The organism is Pseudomonas sp. ANT_H12B, from assembly GCF_008369325.1.
Lineage (GTDB): Bacteria > Pseudomonadota > Gammaproteobacteria > Pseudomonadales > Pseudomonadaceae > Aquipseudomonas.
Window position 1 is genome coordinate 138,686 of record NZ_VOBI01000016.1, and the last position, 21,215, is coordinate 159,900.

At 59.6% G+C, this 21,215-nt stretch carries 20 protein-coding genes and 3 pseudogenes; 9 read left to right on the forward strand and 14 right to left on the reverse strand.

What is annotated here, in order from left to right; all coding sequences use genetic code 11:
* Positions 1-124: 124 nt before the first annotated feature.
* Positions 125-508: a hypothetical protein gene (locus FQ185_RS22635; RefSeq protein ID WP_149419373.1), complete on the reverse strand. Its 384-nt coding sequence runs from the start codon at positions 506-508 to the stop codon at positions 125-127.
* Between the two features lie 147 nt (positions 509-655).
* On the opposite strand from FQ185_RS22635, the gene FQ185_RS22640 reads away from it, so the two are divergent.
* The gene (locus tag FQ185_RS22640; RefSeq protein ID WP_149419374.1) at positions 656-853 is read left to right on the forward strand and encodes a heavy-metal-associated domain-containing protein; all 198 of its coding nucleotides are present in this window, start codon (positions 656-658) and stop codon (positions 851-853) included.
* 232 nt (positions 854-1,085) lie between these two features.
* Positions 1,086-2,282, forward strand: coding sequence for a multidrug effflux MFS transporter (locus FQ185_RS22645; protein ID WP_149419375.1), 1,197 nt, complete (start codon positions 1,086-1,088; stop codon positions 2,280-2,282).
* An 8-nt stretch (positions 2,283-2,290) separates the two neighbouring features.
* Here FQ185_RS22645 and FQ185_RS30235 read toward each other — a convergent pair whose 3' ends face one another.
* From FQ185_RS30235 to FQ185_RS22655, 3 genes are all read right to left on the reverse strand, one after another.
* Complete coding sequence (locus FQ185_RS30235) at positions 2,291-2,461, reverse strand: hypothetical protein (RefSeq protein ID WP_178113582.1); 171 nt, start codon at positions 2,459-2,461, stop codon at positions 2,291-2,293.
* A gap of 136 nt (positions 2,462-2,597) precedes the next feature.
* Positions 2,598-3,611 (reverse strand): zinc-binding alcohol dehydrogenase family protein, encoded by a 1,014-nt coding sequence (locus FQ185_RS22650; RefSeq protein WP_149419376.1) that lies wholly within the window; start codon positions 3,609-3,611, stop codon positions 2,598-2,600.
* A 31-nt stretch (positions 3,612-3,642) separates the two neighbouring features.
* Positions 3,643-3,936, reverse strand: a complete 294-nt coding sequence (locus FQ185_RS22655) for a putative quinol monooxygenase (RefSeq protein ID WP_149419377.1) — start codon at positions 3,934-3,936, stop codon at positions 3,643-3,645.
* Positions 3,937-4,054: 118 nt separating this feature from the next.
* On the opposite strand from FQ185_RS22655, the gene FQ185_RS22660 reads away from it, so the two are divergent.
* The 3 genes from FQ185_RS22660 to FQ185_RS22670 all read left to right on the forward strand — a co-directional run bounded on the left by FQ185_RS22660 (position 4,055) and on the right by FQ185_RS22670 (position 7,547).
* On the forward strand, positions 4,055-4,984 hold the full coding sequence (locus tag FQ185_RS22660; RefSeq protein ID WP_149419378.1) for a LysR family transcriptional regulator: 930 nt from the start codon (positions 4,055-4,057) through the stop codon (positions 4,982-4,984).
* Positions 4,985-5,301: 317 nt separating this feature from the next.
* On the forward strand, positions 5,302-6,036 hold the full coding sequence (locus FQ185_RS22665) for a helix-turn-helix transcriptional regulator (protein ID WP_149419379.1): 735 nt from the start codon (positions 5,302-5,304) through the stop codon (positions 6,034-6,036).
* 134 nt (positions 6,037-6,170) lie between these two features.
* Positions 6,171-7,547: an MFS transporter gene (locus FQ185_RS22670; RefSeq protein WP_149419380.1), complete on the forward strand. Its 1,377-nt coding sequence runs from the start codon at positions 6,171-6,173 to the stop codon at positions 7,545-7,547.
* A 37-nt stretch (positions 7,548-7,584) separates the two neighbouring features.
* Here the strand turns inward: FQ185_RS22670 and FQ185_RS22675 are convergent, their stop codons facing one another.
* On the reverse strand, positions 7,585-8,538 hold the full coding sequence (locus FQ185_RS22675) for an adenosine deaminase (protein WP_149419381.1): 954 nt from the start codon (positions 8,536-8,538) through the stop codon (positions 7,585-7,587).
* 82 nt (positions 8,539-8,620) lie between these two features.
* Positions 8,621-9,132: pseudogene (locus FQ185_RS22680) on the reverse strand (2-oxoglutarate and iron-dependent oxygenase domain-containing protein).
* A gap of 190 nt (positions 9,133-9,322) precedes the next feature.
* Here FQ185_RS22680 and FQ185_RS22685 point away from each other — a divergent pair.
* Positions 9,323-10,411, forward strand: a complete 1,089-nt coding sequence (locus FQ185_RS22685) for a calcium:proton antiporter (RefSeq protein ID WP_149419382.1) — start codon at positions 9,323-9,325, stop codon at positions 10,409-10,411.
* A gap of 77 nt (positions 10,412-10,488) precedes the next feature.
* On the opposite strand, the gene FQ185_RS22695 is transcribed toward FQ185_RS22685, so the two are convergent.
* The 3 genes from FQ185_RS22695 to FQ185_RS22705 form a co-directional block, all read right to left on the reverse strand.
* Positions 10,489-11,847 (reverse strand): 8-oxoguanine deaminase, encoded by a 1,359-nt coding sequence (locus tag FQ185_RS22695; protein WP_149419383.1) that lies wholly within the window; start codon positions 11,845-11,847, stop codon positions 10,489-10,491.
* A 269-nt stretch (positions 11,848-12,116) separates the two neighbouring features.
* Positions 12,117-12,803, reverse strand: a complete 687-nt coding sequence (locus tag FQ185_RS22700) for an SDR family oxidoreductase (protein WP_149419384.1) — start codon at positions 12,801-12,803, stop codon at positions 12,117-12,119.
* A 25-nt stretch (positions 12,804-12,828) separates the two neighbouring features.
* Positions 12,829-13,179, reverse strand: a complete 351-nt coding sequence (locus FQ185_RS22705; RefSeq protein ID WP_149419396.1) for a MerR family transcriptional regulator — start codon at positions 13,177-13,179, stop codon at positions 12,829-12,831.
* Positions 13,180-13,261: 82 nt separating this feature from the next.
* Here FQ185_RS22705 and FQ185_RS22710 point away from each other — a divergent pair, with 82 nt between their 5' ends.
* Positions 13,262-13,684, forward strand: a complete 423-nt coding sequence (locus tag FQ185_RS22710) for a hypothetical protein (RefSeq protein ID WP_149419385.1) — start codon at positions 13,262-13,264, stop codon at positions 13,682-13,684.
* 262 nt (positions 13,685-13,946) lie between these two features.
* Here FQ185_RS22710 and FQ185_RS22720 read toward each other — a convergent pair.
* The 5 genes and pseudogenes from FQ185_RS22720 to FQ185_RS22740 all read right to left on the reverse strand — a co-directional run.
* A pseudogene (locus FQ185_RS22720) lies at positions 13,947-14,460 on the reverse strand (ABC transporter permease); the annotation flags it as partial.
* A 3-nt stretch (positions 14,461-14,463) separates the two neighbouring features.
* Positions 14,464-15,183: pseudogene (locus FQ185_RS22725) on the reverse strand (ATP-binding cassette domain-containing protein); the annotation flags it as partial.
* Between the two features lie 403 nt (positions 15,184-15,586).
* Positions 15,587-16,168, reverse strand: a complete 582-nt coding sequence (locus FQ185_RS22730) for a YigZ family protein (protein WP_149419386.1) — start codon at positions 16,166-16,168, stop codon at positions 15,587-15,589.
* 7 nt (positions 16,169-16,175) lie between these two features.
* Positions 16,176-16,826, reverse strand: a complete 651-nt coding sequence (locus tag FQ185_RS22735; RefSeq protein ID WP_149419387.1) for a TetR/AcrR family transcriptional regulator — start codon at positions 16,824-16,826, stop codon at positions 16,176-16,178.
* A 90-nt stretch (positions 16,827-16,916) separates the two neighbouring features.
* Positions 16,917-17,837 (reverse strand): LysR family transcriptional regulator, encoded by a 921-nt coding sequence (locus FQ185_RS22740; protein WP_149419388.1) that lies wholly within the window; start codon positions 17,835-17,837, stop codon positions 16,917-16,919.
* A gap of 124 nt (positions 17,838-17,961) precedes the next feature.
* On the opposite strand from FQ185_RS22740, the gene FQ185_RS22745 reads away from it, so the two are divergent.
* A complete protein-coding gene (locus tag FQ185_RS22745) occupies positions 17,962-19,311 on the forward strand; it encodes an aspartate aminotransferase family protein (protein WP_149419389.1) in 1,350 nt (449 codons plus the stop codon).
* Between the two features lie 64 nt (positions 19,312-19,375).
* Complete coding sequence (locus FQ185_RS22750) at positions 19,376-20,869, forward strand: CoA-acylating methylmalonate-semialdehyde dehydrogenase (protein WP_149419390.1); 1,494 nt, start codon at positions 19,376-19,378, stop codon at positions 20,867-20,869.
* The last annotated feature ends 346 nt before the right edge of the window (positions 20,870-21,215 follow it).

The window sequence follows — 21,215 nt, forward strand, 5'->3', positions numbered from 1 at the left end:
CGGTCGCGCTCCCTGTAGAAGATGCCTACAGGATCAACCTTGCCATGCGGGCAAGGTCAAGCGCCATGATTCAGATCAAAAGACCGCAGCATGATCGTTCCCACGCTCTGCGTGGGAACGATCATCAATAGTCCAGGGCCGCAGGCTTGAGATACATCCCTTCCTGCGTCATCGCAATCCGGAACTTCAACACGTCACCGGCCTTGAGCGTGATGTTCTGCGAACCCGGTGCGAGCATGCCCGGATTGCAACCCGGTGCCTGGCCCGGCAGCAGTTTGAGGCGCAAGGACACATTGCCCGGCGGCAGGTTGAACGAGGTGCTCTGTTCCTGGAACAACCGCGCCGACAGCTGATCGTGTATGTACACGCCGATCTCGCAGGAGGTCGCAACTTCCAGGCGCTCGCGGGAAATGATCAATACGCCATAGTCCTCCCCGGCGGCTTGAACCGAAGGTGTCGCGGCAAACAGGCTGAGGAAGCCAAACAGGCTGAGAGCTGACCAGCGCATGGCTGAATCTCCTGAGGTCGAGTCATTGATGGGCGCAGCTTGGCCGAGCGCGGCGCCGATTGCCAGCCCGGCAGATTACTTCAGAACTTGACCTTGCCATGGTGGCAAGCCCGAGACTGCTCGCAACCTCATTAAAGGAGCTACACCATGCAAGTGTTCAACGTTCAAGGCATGTCCTGCGGTCACTGCATCAGAGCGATCACCCAGGCATTGCAAGCCAAAGATCCCGCAGCCAGCGTGCGGGTTGATCTGGCAGCCAAGGAAGTTGGCGTTGAAAGCGCATTGACAACCGAACAGGTGATCGCCGCGATCACCGAAGAAGGCTACGACGCCAAAGTTGCCTGAGGTCAGGCGCAATCCCTGTGCGAGCTTGCTCGCGATAGCGATAGAACAGTCACTGAGATGTTGAATGTTCCACTGCCATCACGAGCAAGCTCACTCCCACAGATTCTGAGTTTTAGCGGGCAGGCATCAGTTGCCTGAGGGTTTTTAATGGTTAGCGACCTAACAGAATGTTCAAGGCGTCCACGCGCGGCTAGACTGTCGCGTTGCGGACCTACGCCCCACTGGATGCCTGATGAACTTCCGTACCATTTTGATTCTTGGCGCGCTGAGCGCTTTCGGCCCGCTGGCGATCGATTTCTACCTGCCGGCGTTCCCGGCGATGGCGCTCGCGTTTGGCACCGATGAAAAACACGTTCAACTGACGCTGGCGGCATATTTCCTTGGCCTGTCCCTCGGTCAACTGGCGTACGGCCCGGTGGCGGATCGTTTCGGGCGACGCATTCCCTTGTTGACCGGTGTCGGTCTGTTCACCGTCGCGTCATTGGCTTGTGCCTATGCGCCAAACCTCGAATGGTTGATCGGCGCGCGTTTCGTCCAGGCGTTGGGCGGTTGTGCGGGGATGGTCATCGCGCGGGCGATTGTCAGCGACAAGTGCGATGCGGTGGGGTCGGCGAAAGTCTTTTCGCAACTGATGCTGGTGATGGGCCTGGCGCCGATTCTCGCGCCAATGCTGGGCGGGCTGCTGGTCAATACCACGGGCTGGCAGTCGATCTTTCTCGTGCTGACCGGTTTCAGTGCATTGGCGGCGCTGGCCGTGGCGCTCGGGCTGCCGGAAAGTCTGCCGGCCCACGTGCCGCGTCAACCCTTGTCGGGCGCGCTGCGTCAGTACGCTCGCCTGGTGTCGGACCCGGTGTACCTGGGCCACGCCTTGACCGGTGGCATCGCCATCGCCGGGATGTTTTCTTACATCGCCGGTTCACCGTTCGTCTTCATCAAGCTCTACGGTGTGCCGGCCGAGCATTTCGGCTGGCTGTTCGGTACCAACGCGGCGGGGTTCATTCTGGTGGCACAGGTCAATGCGCGACTGCTGGCCAAGCGTGGCCCGGCGGTGTTGCTGGCGCGAACTGTGTGGATTTACCTGGGTGCAGGCCTGACTTTGCTCGCCGTCAGTGCGATGCACACCGAGCAGTTATGGCCACTGCTGATTCCGCTGTTTATCTGCATTGCCAGCCTCGGCTGCATCCTCCCCAATGCTTCGGCCTGCGCCATGAACGGGCAGGGCGCCCGCGCCGGCAGCGCCTCGGCGATGCTCGGTTGCCTGCAATTCAGCGTCGCTGCCGGTGCCGCAGCGCTGGTCGGGGTTTTACACGATGGCAGCGCCATGCCGATGGCCATAGTCATCAGCCTTTGCGCGATTCTGGTGGTGAGCGTAGCGATGCTCACCCGACGATTGCAAAATGCACGGGCGCTGGCACAAGCCCAGGTCTGAGGATGGACTCAGCCAGCAGCACGCTGCTGATGGTCGGGAATTTGATGGGGTGCGTGCAAGCGCGCTTCGAGGGTGCGGGTGAAGGCGCGAGCTTCGGCTTCGCTGCGGAATGTCACAGCATGTTGGTCCAGGCGGACCTGCCACTGGGATTTTGCCATTTCTTTTATCAGGATCTTCATTGCTGACCTCCTTTCGTAAAAGATTGCATCGCAGAGGCCTCGATTGTAGACCCGAATGCGATCGCTATTGTGACAACGCTCAACTCTCTGACTGACGGTGTCGTCCACTGACGGACGACACCGATGTCAGCTCGTCTTAGAACCCTTCAAGCACAATCTTGCCTTTGGACTTGCCACTTTCCAGCAGTTCATGGGCACGGCGCAGGTTAGCCGCGTTGATGGTGCCGAAATGCTCGCCGACCGTGGTTTTCAACGTCCCGGCGTCGATCAGCTCAGCAATGCGGTTGAGCAATTTGTGCTGCTCGATCATGTCCGCGGTTTCGAACAGCGAGCGGGTGTACATGAACTCCCAGTGCAGCGACAGGCTCTTGCGCTTGAGTTTGGTGACGTCGAGGGCCTTCGGATCATCGATCAGGGCCAGTTTGCCTTGCGGCGCCAGTGCCTCGACCAGTTGATCCAGGTGGTGATCGGTCTGGGTCAGGCTGGCGACGTGGGTCACATGATCGAGGCCGGCACGTTTGAGTTCTTCGCTCAGCGGCTGGCTGTGATCGATCACAAGATCGGCACCGAGCTCACGTACCCAGCTCTGGGTTTGCGGGCGGGAAGCGGTGCCGATGACGTTCAGCCCGGTGAGCTGACTGGCCAGTTGCGTGAGGATCGAACCTACACCACCGGCCGCACCGACGATCAGCAGGCTCTGGCTTTCATCGGTTTTGCCTTCGCGCACTTGCAGGCGTTCGAAGAGCAATTCCCACGCAGTGATAGCGGTCAGCGGCAGGGCAGCGGCTTCGGCGAAACCGAGGGTTTTCGGCATATGGCCGACGATCCGCTCGTCTACCACGTGCAGTTCGCTGTTGCCGCCTGCGCGGGCGATGGAGCCGGCGTAGAACACTTTGTCGCCGGCCTTGAACAACGTCACTTCACTGCCAACTGCCTTGACCACCCCGGCCACGTCCCAGCCCAGCACTTTCGCTGCGCCACCTTCAGGCTGGACGTTCTGGCGGACCTTGGTGTCGACCGGGTTGACCGAGATGGCTTTGACTTCCACCAGCAGATCCCTGGGGCCTGCGACCGGCTCTGGCAGTTCGATGTCTTGCAGGGATTTTTCGTCGCTGATCGGCAGCGAGGCGTAGTAGGCAATGGCTTTCATGGAGACTCCTGAAAAAGTAATGAGCGGAAGATCAGACCAGGGGGCGCAGGCGCTTGAGGTCGAAGTGTTCGAGGAAATCGCCGGCCTTGGCGCGGAAGTTCTGGATATGCGCGCTGGCGTCGTGGGCTTGCAGGGCTTCGTCACTGCTCCAGCGCTCGATCATGTAGAAGGCCTGAGGGTTGGCGAGATCCTGGTGCAAGTCGTATTGACCGCAACCGGCCTCGGCGCGGGTCGGTTCCAGCAGTGCGCGCAAGTGCTGTTCGAGGGTGTCCTGCTGGCCGGCTTTGGCGATGAGGGTGGCGATGGCGGTAAACGGCTGCGACATGTTCGACTCCGGGAGCGGGATGATTTCGATGGGACAGATGATTGGCTATTTCTATGGAAGATAAAACCCGCTAAAAGAGCAGTCTCTTTCATTATTTTTTTGATAATCGGGTTTGAATATGCTGCGTTTCGATGACTTGCAGTTGTTCGTTCGGGCGGCGGACCTGGGCAGTCTGTCCGCGGCGGCGCGGGGGATGGACATGTCGGCGGCGGTGGCCAGTGCGGCCTTGAAGCGCATCGAACAGCAACTCGGCGCCCGATTGCTCGCCCGTTCCACCCGAAGCCTGCGGCTCACCGCTGAAGGCGAAGGATTTCTGGAGTACGCTCGGGCCGCCCTGAGCAATCTGGATGAGGGCCGCCGTCTGTTGGCCAGCGGTCAGGATCAGGTCAGCGGTGTTTTGCAGCTGTCGGCGCCTTCGGACTTTGGTCGAAACCTGCTGCTGCCGTGGCTGGACGAGTTTCAGCGTGAGCACCCGAAACTCACCGTGCGGTTGCTGCTGGGCGACCGGATCGCCGACCTGTTCCGCCAACCGGTGGACATCGCCCTGCGTTACGGCGAGCCGGAAGACTCAAGCCTGGTGGCGTTGCCCATCGCCCCGCAGAACCGCCGCGTCCTCTGTGCCGCGCCGAGTTACCTGGCCCGGTATGGCGAGCCGCGGCAACTGGAGCAACTGGCTCAGCACAATTGCCTGCTGTTCATGCTCGGCAGCCGGGTCCACGATCACTGGAGTTTCCACGACGGCAAGCGCGAGGTCAGCCTGACCGTCAGCGGTGATCGCTTCAGTGACGATGCCGATGTCGTGCGCCTATGGGCCGTGGCGGGTGCCGGGATCGCCTACAAATCCTGGCTCGATGTGGCCGCCGATGTGCTGGCCGGTCGATTGAAAGTGCTCATGCCGGAGCTGCTCTGTGAGCGCGCACCGCTGAATCTGCTGTGCGCCCATCGCGCACAGTTGAGTAAGCCTGTGAACCTTTTGCGCGAAATGCTCGCCAGCCGATGCACTCGGTTAAGCAGTCAATATCCGAACTTATCGGGTGCCGATCATTAGTCGCAGGCAAATAGAGAAATTTCACTCAGGAACTATCAGCACCTAGGGTTTCCCGTGGGCAGGAACCAGCGGTTAACCCGCATATACTAGCGACCGCCTCATGTACTCACCGTCGATCTCGCAATGGCGAGTCCACGTCCGAGTCGGCCAGGCCCCACGGTCATTCGCCGCAGCGTTGCAAAATCTGCGAAGCAACGGCCTGTGTGAGTGGGTGGCTTTGCCCGGTTTATGGCGGTTTCCACGTCTTGGCCGACGACACATTACTGGTCAAGATGTCTCTGAGCAGTAGACGAAACGATTCAACAGGGAGTGAATACATGGAACATGCACCTTGCATCAGCCAGATCGCCACGTTGCTGGCTGACCCAAAGCGCAGCGCAATGATGTGGGCCTTGATGGACGGCTCGGCGCGGCAAACCGAAGAGCTGGCATTGTTGGCCGGCCTGTCACCGTCTTCGGCCAGTGCACACCTGGGGCGTTTGTCCGCCGGAGGTTTGTTGAAAGTCGAATCCCGCGGGCGCAAGCGGTTCTTCCGACTTGCCGCCCCCGAAGTCGGTGCCGCGATAGAAGCACTGGCCAGCGCCACCCTGGTCAGCACGCCACGTGAACTCCCGGACATTTTCAAACGCACGACGCCCACCAGCAGACCTCCGGCGGCTCCTTCGTCATTGTTGCGTGCCAGGCTTTGCGATGATCATTTGGGCGGCACCCTGGCCGCCGATCTTTACCAGCGCCTGCTGGATGCGGGCTGGATCGAACAGTTCGATCAGCGGGTCATGATCACTCACAAGGGCTCCACGCAACTGGCCTCTCGCGGTGTATTCATCCAGGCGCTGGCTCATCGCAACGGCAAAGTCGCCTGCGCGTGTCCCGACTGGAGCGAAAGACGCCCGCACATGGGCGGCTCCCTGGGGGCGGCATTGCTGCAATTGTTCATGCAGTCCGGCTGGTTGAGCCTGCCCAATCATTCGCAAGCCTTGCAGATCACCACCTCGGGGCAGCGTGAAATCCATCGTTTTGCCAAGGAAAACGAGTTGGAAGTATCGCTTTAGAGCCCGTTGAGCACGACGTCCGGGGCCTGGAGTCCCAGACGTCGCTCTGAGTTGTGGACAGGTCGCATCCAGCAATAACCCCCGGTCGCTATCGCGCACACTCGATCCAGGGACTTTCGGTTGGGGGATGTGACATGGAAATACGAGGCTTCAGCGCGGCAGAACGATTGGAACGACTGCCCATCAGCGGTTATCACCGCATCATTTTCATCATCATTGCCCTGGCGTTTTTCTTCGACTCCATGGATCTGGCGATGATGACTTTTCTGCTCGGCTCGATCAAAACCGAGTTTGGCCTGAGCTCGGCACAGGCCGGGTTGCTCGCCAGCTCGAGCTTTTTCGGCATGGTGGCGGGGGCGTCACTGTCCGGCATGCTGGCCGACCGCTTCGGACGCAAACCGGTGTTCCAGTGGAGCATCGTGTTGTGGGGCATCGCCAGTTACCTGTGCTCCACGGCCCAGACGGTCGAAACGCTGACGTTGTTCCGAATCCTGCTGGGGATCGGCATGGGCATGGAGTTTCCTATCGCACAGTCGATGCTTTCCGAGCTGATTCCGGCCAAAGGACGTGGACGTTATATCGCTTTGATGGACGGTTTCTGGCCGCTGGGTTTCGTCGCGGCCGGGGTGTTGTCTTATTTCCTGCTGCCGGTGATTGGCTGGCGGGACATCTTCCTCGTCCTGGCAGTGCCGGCGGTGTTTGTGCTGGCAATTCGTTTTTTTATTCCTGAATCACCGCGCTGGCTGGAACAGGCTGGCCGCCATGACGCGGCGGACAAGGTATTGCTGCGCATCGAGGATCGGGTCAGGGCTTCATTGGGACGTTCGGAGCTTCCTGCACCGATTCGCCTGCCACGTGTGGCGAGTGAGCCGGGCAATTTCTTTTCTGCATTGCGCCAGATCTGGTCGCCGCTGTACCGCCAGCGCACGATGATGATCTGGAGCGTCTGGTTTTTCGCTTTGCTCGGCTTTTACGGCCTGACCTCCTGGCTCAGTGCCTTGCTGCAACAGTCGGGGTTTGCCGTGACCCAGTCGGTGTATTACACCGTGCTGATTTCCCTGGGCGGGATTCCCGGTTTCCTGATGGCCGCCTGGCTGGTAGAGCGTTGGGGGCGTAAGCCGGTGTGCGTGGTCACGTTGCTCGGCGGCGGGGTGATGGCGTTTCTTTATGGGCAAAGCGCGGTGTTTGGCGGCAACGTCAGCCTGCTGATCGCTTCGGGCCTTCTGATGCAATTCTTCCTGTTCGGCATGTGGGCGGTGCTCTACACCTACACCCCGGAGTTGTACCCGACATCCGCGCGGGCCACCGGCTCGGGCTTCGCTTCGGCGATTGGTCGTGTGGGGTCGTTGCTGGGGCCGTTGGTGACGGGGCTGGTGTTCCCGATTACCGGGCAGGGCGGGGTGTTTGCGTTGGGGGCCATGTGCTTTGCGATTGCGGCGGGGGTGGTGTGGCTGTTCGGGATGGAGACGCGGGGCAAGACGCTGGAAGAGTTGAGCGAAGCGGTTGCCTGATGATCGTTCCCACGCAGAGCGTGGGAACGATCATTTACTAGGGTTTCACTAGCCGTGCATCCAGGCTGTTCTGTGCCAGGCGCTTGGCCTGATCCTGAGTCATGCCAAGATCGGTATACAGCGCATGGAAGTTCTCGGTCACATACCCACCAAAGTACGCCGGGTCATCCGAGTTCACGGTCACTTTCACGCCACGCTCAAGCATGTCGAGAATGTTGTGCCGGGACATGTGATCGAACACGCAAAGCTTGGTGTTCGACAACGGGCACACGGTCAGCGGGATCTGCTCGTCGATGATCCGCTGCATCAGGCGCTCGTCTTCGATGGCGCGCACGCCATGGTCGATGCGCTGGATTTTCAGCAGGTCGAGGGCTTCCCAGATGTACTCGGGCGGGCCTTCTTCACCGGCGTGAGCGACGGTCAGGAAACCTTCGTGACGGGCACGATCGAACACGCGCTGGAACTTGCTCGGCGGGTGACCCATTTCGGAACTGTCCAGGCCGACGGCGACAAACGCATCGCGGAAGGGCAGTGCCTGATCGAGGGTTTTCTCAGCTTCTTCTTCGCTCAAGTGACGCAGGAAACTGAGGATCAAACCGCTGCTGATGCCCAGTTGCTGCTCGCCATCCTTCAATGCGGCGGCGATGCCATTGAGCACCACTTCGAACGGCACGCCACGGTCGGTGTGAGTCTGCGGGTCGAAGAACGGTTCTGTGTGAATCACGTTCTGCGCCTTGCATCGCAACAGGTAAGCCCAGGTCAGGTCGTAGAAATCCTGAGAGGTGCGCAATACGTCGGCGCCCTGGTAATAGAGGTCGAGAAATTCTTGCAGGTTATTGAAGGCATACGCCTTGCGCAGGGTTTCGACGTCGCTCCACGGCAGGGCGATCTTGTTGCGTTCGGCCAGGGCGAACAGCAGCTCAGGCTCCAGCGAGCCCTCAAGGTGCAGGTGCAGTTCTGCCTTGGGCAGGGCGTTCAGCCAGTCGTACATAGTCTTTTCTCATCAGGTGCAGATGGCGGGCATTCTACAGATGCCCGTGCAAACAATTAGTAAAACCTGACCAGCCGGTTCATCACAGCGCTTGCTGTTCCCGTCGATAAGCGTAGGTGTCGGCGAAGCGCGAAAGCAGAAATTGTGTACAGGTGGTGGGCGGAGACTTCGCCGGGTGCCGTTCATCCTGACGACCGGGCAGGCATTCGATTGGCGTGTCCGGGTGCGGTTCGGCGAAGAAGGGGATCGAGTAACGATCCACTCCCAGCGGGCTGATCACCCGGTGCGGCGTCGACAGGTAACGGTCGTTGCTCCAACGCGCCGTAATCGGTGTGGGCGCCGGCGCCTTGAACCGCGGTGGTGGCGGGTCTGGGTGATGTCGATCTTAAGTTTTTCGGCGGTGGGCAGCGCGAAGAAACGTTTGGCACAGTCGAGCACGGCGTCGATGCGCGACGCGGTGATCGGGTGGCCCTTGATGTAGAAACCCCTCCACTCGCTGCAGGCGCGGTCGATTTGCGTGGCGATTGATTGCCAGGCGGATGCGTCATCGGTGTCGAGCGAGCCGATGTCGATGATGGGAGGCTGTTCATACACAATCTTTGAAAACGCTGAAGGTCCTGTGGGAGCGGGCTTGCCCGCGAAGAGGCCCGCAAGGCCAATAAAAGTGCATGGCCTGACACGGCCGCCATCCACTGGTGCGCTAAGGTGTAACGAAACGTTAGCGCCGCCCCGCAGTCAGTAGCTCATCACACCGATTTCGCTCCAATCGGAAAAAAGGCCCGCAATGCTCACACTCCTCAAGCAAGAAAAGTTTCTGCTGCTGGCCCTGCTCGCCGCTTGCGGCGCTTACCCGATGGAGCACTGGATGCTGCATAGCGGCCAGCCCATCGCGCTGACGGCCGGCCTGGTGCTGGTCGCGTTCATCGTCATCGCCTCCATGCGCGTCGCCCATCACGCCGAACTGCTCGCGGAAAAAGTCGGCGACCCTTATGGCACGATGATCCTGACCCTGGCGGCAGTGTTGGTGGAAGTGGTGATCCTGGCGATCATGATGAGCAACGAAGCGTCGCCGACGCTGGTGCGCGACACGATTTACTCGGCGGTCATGCTCGACATCAACGGCATCCTCGGCCTGGCTGCGTTGATGGGCGGGATCAAGCATGGCGAACAGTCCTACAACGATGACTCGGCGCGCAGCTACAGCGTGATGATCCTCACCGCGATGGGCGTTTCCATGGTAGTACCGGAGTTCATTCCCGAGGCCAACTGGAAGCTCTATTCGGCCTTCACCATCGGTGCGATGGTCGTGCTTTACACCTTGTTTCTGAGGATGCAGGTCGGGCCGCACAGTTATTTTTTCAGCTACAGCTACCCGGAAAAACGCCGCAAGAAGGAGCCGGCCGAAGCGCCGGAACCAGTCAATCTGGCATTGAGCATCGGGACATTGGTGTTCGGCGTGGTGGTGATCGGCGCATTGGCCGAGGTGATGTCCAAGACCCTCGACCTGGGCCTGGAAGGCACGGGCGCACCGCCGGTGATTACGGCGATCGTGGTGGCGGCAATCTCGGCGGCGCCGGAGATTTTGACCGCGTTGCGTGCGGCACTGGCCAACCGCATGCAGTCGGTGGTCAACATCGCCATGGGCGCGTCGCTGTCGACGGTGATCCTGACGGTGCCGGTAATGGAAGCGATGGCGCTCTACACCGGTCAACCGTTCCAGATGGCGATGACCCCGGTGCAGACCGTGATGATCTTCCTCACCCTGATCGTCAGCGCAATCAACCTCAACGATGGCGAAACCAATGCTATCGAAGGCATGACCCACTTTGTGCTGTTTGCGACGTTCATCATGTTGTCGCTGTTAGGGCTTTAAAAGCATCGCGGGCAAGCCCGCTCCCACAAGGTCGATGCAAAACCTGTGGGAGCGGGCTTGCCCGCGATAGCGTTGGGTCAGGCGCCGCTGATTAACTGCCGAGCCGCCTGACTGTGATCCGCAATCAACCCCTTCAGATCCAGCCCTTCAACCTGCCCGTCGATCACCCGCCATTTGCCACCAACCATTACCCGATCCGCCCGATCCGCACCGCACAGCAGCAACGCCGAAACCGGATCATGACTACCGGAGAAGCGCAGCTCATCGAGCTTGAACAGCGCCAGATCCGCCTGCTTGCCCACCGCCAGTTCACCGATATCGGTACGGCCCAGCAACTGCGCCGAACCCTTGGTCGCCCAACCCAAAACCAATTCCGGCGTGATCTTCTCGGCGCCATAACGCAGCCGCTGAATGTAAAGCGCCTGACGGGTTTCCAGCATCATGTTCGATGCATCGTTGGACGCCGAGCCGTCCACACCCAGGCCCAGCAACGCGCCGGCGGCAGTCAGGTCCAGCGTCGGGCAGATGCCGGAAGCCAGGCGCATGTTCGAGCTCGGGCAATGGCAAATACCGGTGCCGGCGGTGCCGAGGCGAGCGATTTCATCCGGGTTGAAATGGATGCCGTGGGCCAGCCAGGTGCGTGGGCCGAGCCAGCCGACGCTGTCCAGGTAATCCACGGTGCGCAGGCCGAAGCGTTGCAGACAGAAGTCTTCTTCATCGAGGGTTTCGGCCAGGTGGGTGTGCAGGCGCACGTCGAGTGTGTTCGCCAGTTCGGCGCTGGCCGACATGATTTCCGGGGTCACCGAGAACGGCGAGCAGGGCGCAAGGGCGATCTGGATTTGCGCGCCGTCGCCGCGTTCGTGGTACTCGGTAATCAAGCGCTGGCTGTCGGCGAGAATCACTTCGCCTTCCTGCACGGTCTGCTGCGGAGGCAGGCCGCCGTCCTTTTCACCGAGGCTCATGGAGCCGCGCGTGAGCATGGCGCGCATACCCAGTTCGCGCACGCTCTCGACCTGCACGTCGATGGCGTTTTCCAGACCTTCGGGAAACAGATAATGGTGATCGGCCGCCGTGGTGCAGCCGGACAGCAGCAACTCGGCCAGCGCGACTTTGCTGGCGAGGGCAAGTTTTTCAGGCGTGAGGCGTGCCCACACCGGATAGAGGGTTTTCAGCCACGGAAACAATGGCTGATTGACCACCGGCGCCCAGGCGCGAGTCAGGGTTTGATAGAAGTGGTGATGGGTATTGATCAGTCCCGGCAGGATCACATGCTCGCGGGCATCGAAGACTTGTCCACAGGGCGCGGACGGTTGCTGGCCAGTGGCGAGCACTTCGACGATCAAACCGTCTTGCAGCACCAGACCGCCACGGGCATCGAGGCCATTGGCAGTGAAGATCGCGAGGGGATTTTTTAGCCAGGTACGGGTCGCAGGCATGTTGGCCGGCTCCTCTGAAAGTTGGGTTCAGGTTAGCCAGCTCAGTGATTACCCTGTCTGCTGATCCAGGGACGCCGCGGGGGACGAGGTGCGGAGTTTCAAACAAATCCAGCCGGCGGGCAAGCCTCGCCCGACCATATGATGCAAAACCCCTGTGGGAGCGGCGGTGCGACGATTCGACTTGCCCGCAATGCAGGCACCTCGGTCTTTCAGCAATACCGAGGTGATGCTATCGCAGGCAGGCCAGCGCCCACAGGGTGCGGCGGTGATTACCAGGGAATGGTTTCACCCCGGTAATTCACAAAATGATGCCCGCCCTTGCCGGTGTATGCATTCACCTGATCGACCAACCCACGCGTGCTGGTTTCCACATCGATGTCGGCGCCTTCACCGCCCATGTCGGTCTTCACCCACCCCGGATGCAGAGACAGTACGGTGAGTTTCTGCTCGCCCAACTGAGTGACGAAGCTGTTGGTCATCGAGTTCAGCGCGGCTTTGCTGGCCTTGTACAACGCCAGCTCCGGCGAATCCGGTATGGTGACGCTACCGAGCACCGAACTCATGAACGCCAGCACGCCGGTACCCGGACGAATCTGCCCGACAAAACGCTGGGCCAGATTGATCGGCGCCACTGCATTGGTGAAGAACAGTTGGCCGACTTCGGCCAGGGTCGCGCCGCCCGGCGTTTGAACGTCCGGGCCTTTGACCCCGGCATTCACGAACAGCAGGTCAAACACTTCACCCTTGAGCTGCTGGCTCAGGGCGATGACGGCTTGCTGATCGTCCATGTCGAGTTTTTCGATCCGAACCTTGCCCAAAGCCTGCAAGGCTTCGGCGTTCTGCGGGTTACGTACGGTGGCGGTGACCTGCCAACCGTCGGCCAGCAGGGTTTTCACCAGACCGAGGCCCAGGCCTCGGGAGGCGCCGATGATGAGTGCGGTTTTTACCGTAGACATAAGTGGCTTCCTTGATAAATGAGAATCACGGATTCAATGGACAACGTTGACCCAGTCGTTGCTGCAACTCCTGACGCAGCGCGCCGAGTTCGTCGATTCGGTTTTCGATCAGTTTGAGTTTGTCTTGCAGCAATTGGGTGACGGCGCTGTCCGGATCGGGCGACTGCCCTATCGCGGCGACGCTGTTGCCGATCTCGCCGAGGGTAAAGCCCAATCGCTGAGCGGTCTTGATGTACAGCACCAGTTGCACCATGTCCGCTGGATAGTCGCGATAACCGTTGGCGCTGCGTTGCGCGGCGATCAAGCCACGCTGCTCGTAGAAACGCAGTGTGTCGCGGCTGACAGCGCTGGCCTGGGCTAATTCACCGATGCGCATCATGACGTCTCGAGAGGGCTTGACCCTGGAGCATACTCCAGGCTTTAGCCTTGTTGCTCCCTGATTTTCTGGAGCAAGACGGATGTGGACTTCAACGCAATATCGTCAACTGGTGCGCGGCAGCGCGTGGTACGACTTGATCGTCACGGTGGCGTTTGTCACACCGTGGAGTTTTGCGGCGTTACATGGACTGTTAGCGAGTGTGAGTCAGGCCTTCGACCTGCCCGGTGAGTTGCCGGCGTTTGCGCCGATGCACATGCTGATGGCGAATCTGTTGGGGTCGATTGTCTGCGTGTGGGCGGTGCTGCGGATTCGGGATCCGCAGCAGGTGTATGGGCGGTATGACGCAGTGGGCAGATTCCTGTTTGCCACTTGGCAGCTGTATGCCTTGCTCCATGGCGCCAGCTCTTTGTTAGTCATTTTCCTGTTATTTGAATTGGCGTGGGGCGTTGTTCAGGTGTTGCCTGTCCGGACGCCTTCGCGGGCAAGCCCGCTCCCACAGTGACCGAGTTGCCCGCAGGATTATTGGTCGCTGCAGAACCCTGTGGGAGCGGGCTTGCCCGCGATGAGGCCAGCCCGGCCAGTCTCTAATGCCCGGCCTGCCACGGTTTCCCCAACGACACCGGCGCATACAACCGCGTACGCACCGCATCGCGTGACAACAGCACCAACACCAAAATCGTCGCCACATACGGCAACATCGCCAGCAACACGCCGAGCCGGAGATTGCCGCTGTTCAATGCGACGATAAAACCGATCACCGCCCCAAACAGCATCATCCCCTGGAACAATTGGGTGATGGCTTGCGGCAGATTCATGCTCATCTGGGATTCAGGCGTCCGAGAAACGCCACGGTGATCGCGCATAGCCGTAACCCGGCGAAACTTGCGGCACCAATTGGCCGATTGGCCCGGTGACTTCACAAACCCCTGCAAGTCCGGCCAAACCGCCGCTGATCAACAGCACCAGCCAAATCAGCCGCTTCTCGCGAAAGCCGACAAAACCGGCGGCGCGCTTGTCCAGCCCGAGCACTTTGATCTGGAAACCGACGAAGCTTTTCTGCAGCAACACCCACACCGCCACCAACGCGAGCAAGGACCCGGACATCCTCCATCAACAGCGGCAAACGGCTGGCGTCGCCAAACATCGCCGACTCCGGAAAGTTGAACCCGGCCGGGTCCTTCAGCGGCCCATGCACACAGAACAGCAGCAGGTTCAGGGCGATGTAATTGAGCATGATGCTGATGAGGATTTCATTGGCATTGAACGCGTGCGCAACCACTGCAATTTCGGTTGCTGGAGGATTTCCCGCCCGAGAATGAATTTCTGCAAGTTGCCGCCGGACAGGCTGCGCGCCGATGTCCGGGTGTCGGGTGTCTTCACTGCGAAGCGGCGGATAATCTCCTCGGCCAAGGCTTCGACCTTGCCGTGCTGGACCAACCCGTTGCTGATAAATCCTTGCTGGAAAGCCTTGAGCAAGGCGTTGTCTGCCAGGCTGAGTTCCGGCACTGCGCCATGGCCCAGGCGTTCGGCGGGCACGAAGGCCAGGCCGAGTTTGCGTCGTGTATCGGGTCGCAAATGGGCGACCGGTTGGCCATCGAAACTGATCGTCGCGCCATCGTTGCGGCTCAATCGTTCTTCGCCGCTGAGCAAGGCCAGCAACTCGTCCTGACCATTGCCGGCCACCCCGGCGATGCCGACGATTTCACCGCTGCGCACGGTAAGGTCGATGTCCTTCAGCGAACAGCCGAACGGGTCCGGGTTGTGCCAGGACAATCCCGTCACGTTCAGGAATGCATTAGCCCCAGTGACTTTCGGATAATCCGTAATCAGCGCAGCGGCTTCGCCAACCATCCACTGTGCCAGTTGCCGATCCGAACACTCGGCCGGCACGCAATGCCCGGCCACCTGACCGCCGCGCAACACCGTAGCACTGTGGCACAACGCGCGAACTTCACCGAGCTTGTGGCTGATAAACAGAATGCAGCAGCCCTCGGCGGCGAGTCAGGCACCACTTGAGCGCGAAGCCGTTGATCAGGCTCCGGTTTTGTTCAGGGTGTTTTGGTCAAAAAACGAGCAACCCGCAGCAAGCCATGCCGGACATGGGACGGCGACAGCCATGAACGGGTTATCCACAGATTGCTCCACAGTATTTGTGCGCAAGCCTGAAGCTCGGGCATAAGCATTGCGTGGCTTTCTTCTAAAGGTGATAAACCGCTCTAACTGTTTGTTTTTGTGTGGATTTAGCGTTTTTGATGTGCGTTGGACGAAAAGTGATCAAAGCCCGCAAAGCCGCATGACAGAAGGGTTACAGCCGGATGTGCTCAGGTTATCCACAGCCGGGTGCACAGTAGATGTGGGCAAGTAAGTGACGTCGACGAAAGGGGCGTGGGCGGTGTTGGTGCGATTAATGCTGCAAGAGAATGCGCCCGCGACTCAAATCCGCCAGCTGCGTTTGCAAGGTATCGATCTGGCTTTCGCCGATCGCCAATTGCAACTCTACGCCGTTGGCCGTGAACGTTTCTTCCACAACCAATCCGCCCAGTTCCGCCACCCGAATCTTCACCAGTGCCAACTCACCAAATGCACAGGCACAACTCACCGGCACCCGGCTGATCAACTCAACCTTCGGCGCCGCTTGCAGGCACTTGTTGGCGCCACCGCCATACGCCCGGGCGAGGCCACCGGTGCCGAGTTGAATGCCGCCATACCAACGAATCACCAGCACAGCGACCTGATCGCAATCCTGGGCGTCGATCGCCGCCAGAATCGGCCGGCCAGCGGTGCCGCCGGGCTCGCCATCGTCAGTGCTGCGGTATTGGTCGCCAAGTTTCCAGGCCCAGCAATTGTGCGAGGCATTCAAATCGCTGTGCTGTTCGATGAACGCCTGGGCTTCAGCAGGGCTGCTGATCGGTGCGGCGAAGGTGATGAAACGGCTTTTGCGAATCTCTTCGCGGTACTCGCAGAAACCGCTGAGCGTAAAAGGCATAAGTGTCTTAAATCGTTGGCGTCAGGCCGCAGCCCTTGAGGATGATGCGGATCAGGTTGTTGCCGGCATCTTCCATGTCTTGTTTGGTCAACTTGGTGCGACCGCTGACACGGCAAATCTGCGTGGCGAAATCGGCGTAATGCTGGGTGCTGCCCCACAACAGGAAGATCAGGTTGACCGGGTCTACAGGGTCCATTTTGCCGGCATCGATCCACGCCTGGATCACGCCCGCCCGGCCCTGAAACCAGGCGCGATAATCCTGGTTGAAATACTCGGTCAGGCATTCGCCGCCGCTGATCACTTCCATGGCGAAGATCCGCGAGGCTTGCGGCTGACGACGGGAGAATTCCATCTTGGCGCGGATGTAACGCGTCAGCGCTTCGGCCGGATCATCCTCGGCTGTCAGGGTGTTGAAGGTGCTGTCCCACAACTGGAGGATGTTGCTCAACACCGCCACGTACAAACCGAGTTTGTTGGTGAAGTAGTAATGCAGGTTCGCCTTGGGCAACCCGGCATTCAGGGCGATGGTGTTCATGCTGGTGCCTTTGAACCCGTGACGGGCGAACTCGTCTTCGGCGGCTTTGATGATGGTCTCTTCGTTCTTCTGACGAATGCGGCTGGCAGGTTTGCCACCGTGAGCAGGGACTTCAAAGGTCATAGGCACTTCCGAACAGGTAGGTGGGTGCAACGAGTGCGTTGATAGCGCACCCACAGACTTCAGACAAGTGCTGACTTGATAAATGCCTTTCTAGCGCGTCGCGGCCAGGCTCTCCAGGAAACTTTCCAGCACCAAGTGGGGGCGACGGCCCTTGCGGGTGACCGATGCAAGGCTCAGGTCATAAAACCGTGCTTTGGGCTTAAGCGCGCGCAATCGACCTTGTTGTACCCAAAGGCTGGCGTAGTGATCCGGCAGGTAGCCGATGTAGCGCCCCGTCAGGATCAGAAACGCCATGCCTTCGCGGTCGGAAGCACTGGCGGTGCAATTGAGCGCCTGGTAATGCGCCTGGATTTCCGCAGGCAAACGGAAGGTCGGGGCGATGGCGTCCTGGCTGTTGAGGCGCTCGTCATCCAGTTGTTTATCGTCGACATAAAACAACGGATGACCGACCGCGCAATACAGCAGCGAGCGCTCGCTATACAGCGGTTGATATTCCAGCCCCGACAGCGCGCTGGCCTGCGGCACCACGCCGACGTGCAGGCGACCGTCGAGTACGCCTTGCTCGACTTCATTGGGCGCGATCATGCGGATCTGAATCTGCACGTCCGGCCCGCGTTCCTTCAATTGCGCCAACGCGTGGGTGATGCGCATGTGGGGCAGGGTGACCAGGTTATCGGTCAGGCCGATGGTCAATTCGCCACGCAAATGTTGGTGCAGACCGTTGACCTCGGTGCGAAAACTTTCCAGTGCACTTAACAGCTGCAACGCCGAGTGATAGACCTCGCGACCTTCTTCAGTCAGGGAAAAACCGGCGCGACCGCGTTGGCACAAACGCAGACCGAGGCGTTGTTCCAGATCGCTCATCTGCTGACTGATGGCCGAACGGCCAATGCCCAAAACGGACTCCGCCGCGGAGAAGCCGCCGCACTCCACTACGCTGCGGAAGATGCGCAACAAACGGATATCAAAGTCACTGACTTGCGCCAGCGGATCGGGGCGACGGCTGCTCATAGTTTAGTGGTGACCTGACTGAACGTTAGAAGAGTTGGATTTCACCGACTTTATCCCCGTGTCAATTTAGCTGCAAGAACGCTTTTGATCTCTATGTCGCTTATTGCCCTGCGAGGTTTTGCCCATGAATTTGCCTGAAACCGCTTCGACTTCCCTGGCCAGCCAGCTAAAGCTCGATGCTCACTGGATGCCCTACACCGCCAACCGTAATTTCCAGCGCGATCCGCGACTGATCGTCGCGGCGGAAGGTAGCTGGTTGATCGACGATAAGGGGCGCAAGGTTTATGACTCGCTGTCCGGTCTGTGGACTTGCGGCGCCGGGCACACTCGCAAGGAAATCCAGGAAGCGGTCGCCAAGCAACTCGGCACCCTCGATTACTCGCCAGGTTTCCAATACGGCCATCCGTTGTCGTTCCAGTTGGCCGAGAAAATCACCGACCTGACCCCGGGCAATCTGAACCACGTGTTCTTCACCGACTCGGGTTCCGAGTGTGCTGATACGGCGGTGAAGATGGTTCGTGCTTACTGGCGACTGAAAGGCCAGGCCACCAAGACCAAAATGATCGGCCGTGCCCGTGGTTATCACGGCGTTAACATCGCCGGCACCAGTCTTGGCGGTGTGAACGGCAACCGCAAAATGTTCGGTCAGGCGATGATGGACGTCGATCACCTGCCGCACACCTTGCTGGCAAGCAATGCTTATTCCCGTGGCATGCCGAAAGAGGGCGGTATCGCCCTGGCCGATGAACTGCTCAAACTCATCGAACTGCATGACGCTTCAAACATCGCCGCGGTATTCGTCGAGCCAATGGCCGGTTCCGCTGGTGTACTGGTTCCGCCACAGGGTTACCTCAAGCGTCTGCGCGAGATCTGCGATCAGCACAACATCCTGCTGGTGTTCGACGAAGTGATCACCGGTTTCGGCCGTACCGGTTCGATGTTTGGCGCTGACAGCTTCGGCGTGACCCCGGACCTGATGTGCATCGCCAAGCAAGTCACCAACGGCGCGATCCCGATGGGCGCGGTGATTGCCAGCTCCGAGATCTACCAGACCTTCATGAACCAGGCGACGCCTGAATATGCGGTTGAGTTCCCGCACGGCTACACCTATTCCGCGCACCCGGTGGCTTGCGCCGCTGGCCTGGCAGCACTCGACCTGCTGCAAAAGGAAAACCTGGTTCAGAGCGTGGCCGAAGTCGCGCCGCATTTCGAAAATGCGCTGCACGGTCTGAAGGGCTCGAAAAACATTATCGACATTCGTAACTACGGCCTGGCCGGTGCGATCCAGATCGCGCCGCGTGACGGCGATGCCATCGTGCGTCCGTTCGAAGCCGGTATGGCGCTGTGGAAAGCCGGGTTCTACGTGCGCTTCGGCGGCGACACCCTGCAGTTCGGCCCAACCTTCAACAGCAAGCCGCAAGACCTTGATCGTCTGTTCGACGCGGTCGGCGAAGTGCTGAACAAGATCGACTGATTTTCCCTTCTATATAAAGGAGTCCTTTGATGGGCGCCTGTGGACAATTTTTCTGGAGCACTGCATGAGCCTCATCCCGCATTTGATCAATGGCGAACTGGTGACCGAAGACGTTCGCACGGCCGATGTGTTCAACCCGTCGACCGGCCAGGCGATTCACAAGCTGCCATTGGCCAGCCGCGAAACCATTCAGAAAGCCATCGACTCGGCCAAGGCTGCGTTCCCGGCCTGGCGCAACACTCCGCCGGCCAAACGTGCGCAGGTGATGTTCCGCTTCAAGCAACTGCTGGAGCAGAACGAAGCGCGTATCGCTCAACTGATCAGCGAAGAGCACGGCAAGACGCTGGAAGATGCTGCCGGTGAACTCAAGCGCGGTATCGAGAACGTGGAGTTCGCTTGCGCAGCGCCGGAAATTCTCAAAGGTGAATACAGCCGTAACGTCGGCCCGAACATTGATGCGTGGTCGGACTTCCAGCCATTGGGCGTGGTGGCGGGTATTACTCCGTTCAACTTCCCGGCCATGGTGCCGCTGTGGATGTATCCGCTGGCGATCGTCTGCGGTAACTGCTTCATCCTCAAACCGTCCGAGCGTGATCCGAGCTCGACGCTGTTGATCGCTCAGCTATTGATCGAGGCCGGTCTGCCTAAAGGTGTGCTGAGTGTGGTACACGGCGACAAGGCAGCAGTGGACGCACTGATCGAAGCGCCGGAAGTCAAAGCGTTGAGTTTCGTAGGCTCGACGCCGATTGCCGAATACATCTACGCCGAAGGCACCAAGCGCGGCAAACGCGTCCAGGCGCTGGGTGGCGCGAAGAACCATGCGGTGCTGATGCCGGATGCGGATCTGGATAACGCGGTCAGCGCGCTGATGGGCGCGGCGTACGGTTCCTGCGGTGAGCGATGCATGGCGATCTCGGTGGCGGTGTGTGTCGGCGACCAAGTGGCGGATGCGTTGGTGGCCAAGTTGGTACCGCAGATCAAGGCGCTGAAAATCGGTGCCGGGACTTCGTGCGGTCTGGACATGGGGCCACTGGTTTCCGGTCAGGCCCGCGACAAAGTCAGTGGCTATATAGAAGACGGCGTGTCGGCCGGAGCTTCTTTGGTGGTTGATGGTCGTGGTCTGAGCGTGGCAGGTCATGAGGAGGGGTTCTTCCTGGGGGGCTGCCTGTTCGATAACGTCACGCCAGAGATGCGCATCTATAAAGAAGAGATCTTCGGGCCGGTGCTGTGTGTTGTCCGGGTTAACAGCCTGGAAGAGGCGATGCAGTTGATCAACGATCACGAGTATGGCAACGGCACCTGCATCTTTACCCGCGACGGGGAAGCGGCGCGGTTGTTCTGCGATGAGATTGAAGTCGGCATGGTCGGTGTTAACGTGCCGTTGCCGGTGCCAGTGGCTTATCACAGCTTTGGTGGCTGGAAGCGATCGCTGTTCGGTGATCTGCATGCCTATGGCCCGGATGGCGTGCGTTTCTACACCCGTCGCAAGGCGATTACCCAGCGCTGGCCGCAGCGTGCGAGCCATGAAGCTTCGCAGTTCGCATTCCCTAGCTTGTAAGTAGAAGGGCAGAAGGCCGAGCCCCTTAGGACTCGGCCTTTGTGTTTTCGGGCTTTTTTGACCTATATGACAGAATTGTGAAAATAGGTGTTGACGGCAGATTCTGGAAGTCTATAATTCGCCCCACTTCCGGCGCAGTCGAAACGGAAAACTCCTTGGTAAACAATGAGTTGCGCAGTTTTCGACAGCGAGTTGCTTCAGGTCATCGAAGCCCAGAAAGAGTTGAAAGAGTAGGGTTGTTTGACTCTTTTAACGATTCGATCTTCTCGGTCGAAAGCGGTGTAAAAGAGGTGTTGACAGCAGCGAGTAACGCTGTAGAATTCGCCTCCCGCTAACGAGAGATCGG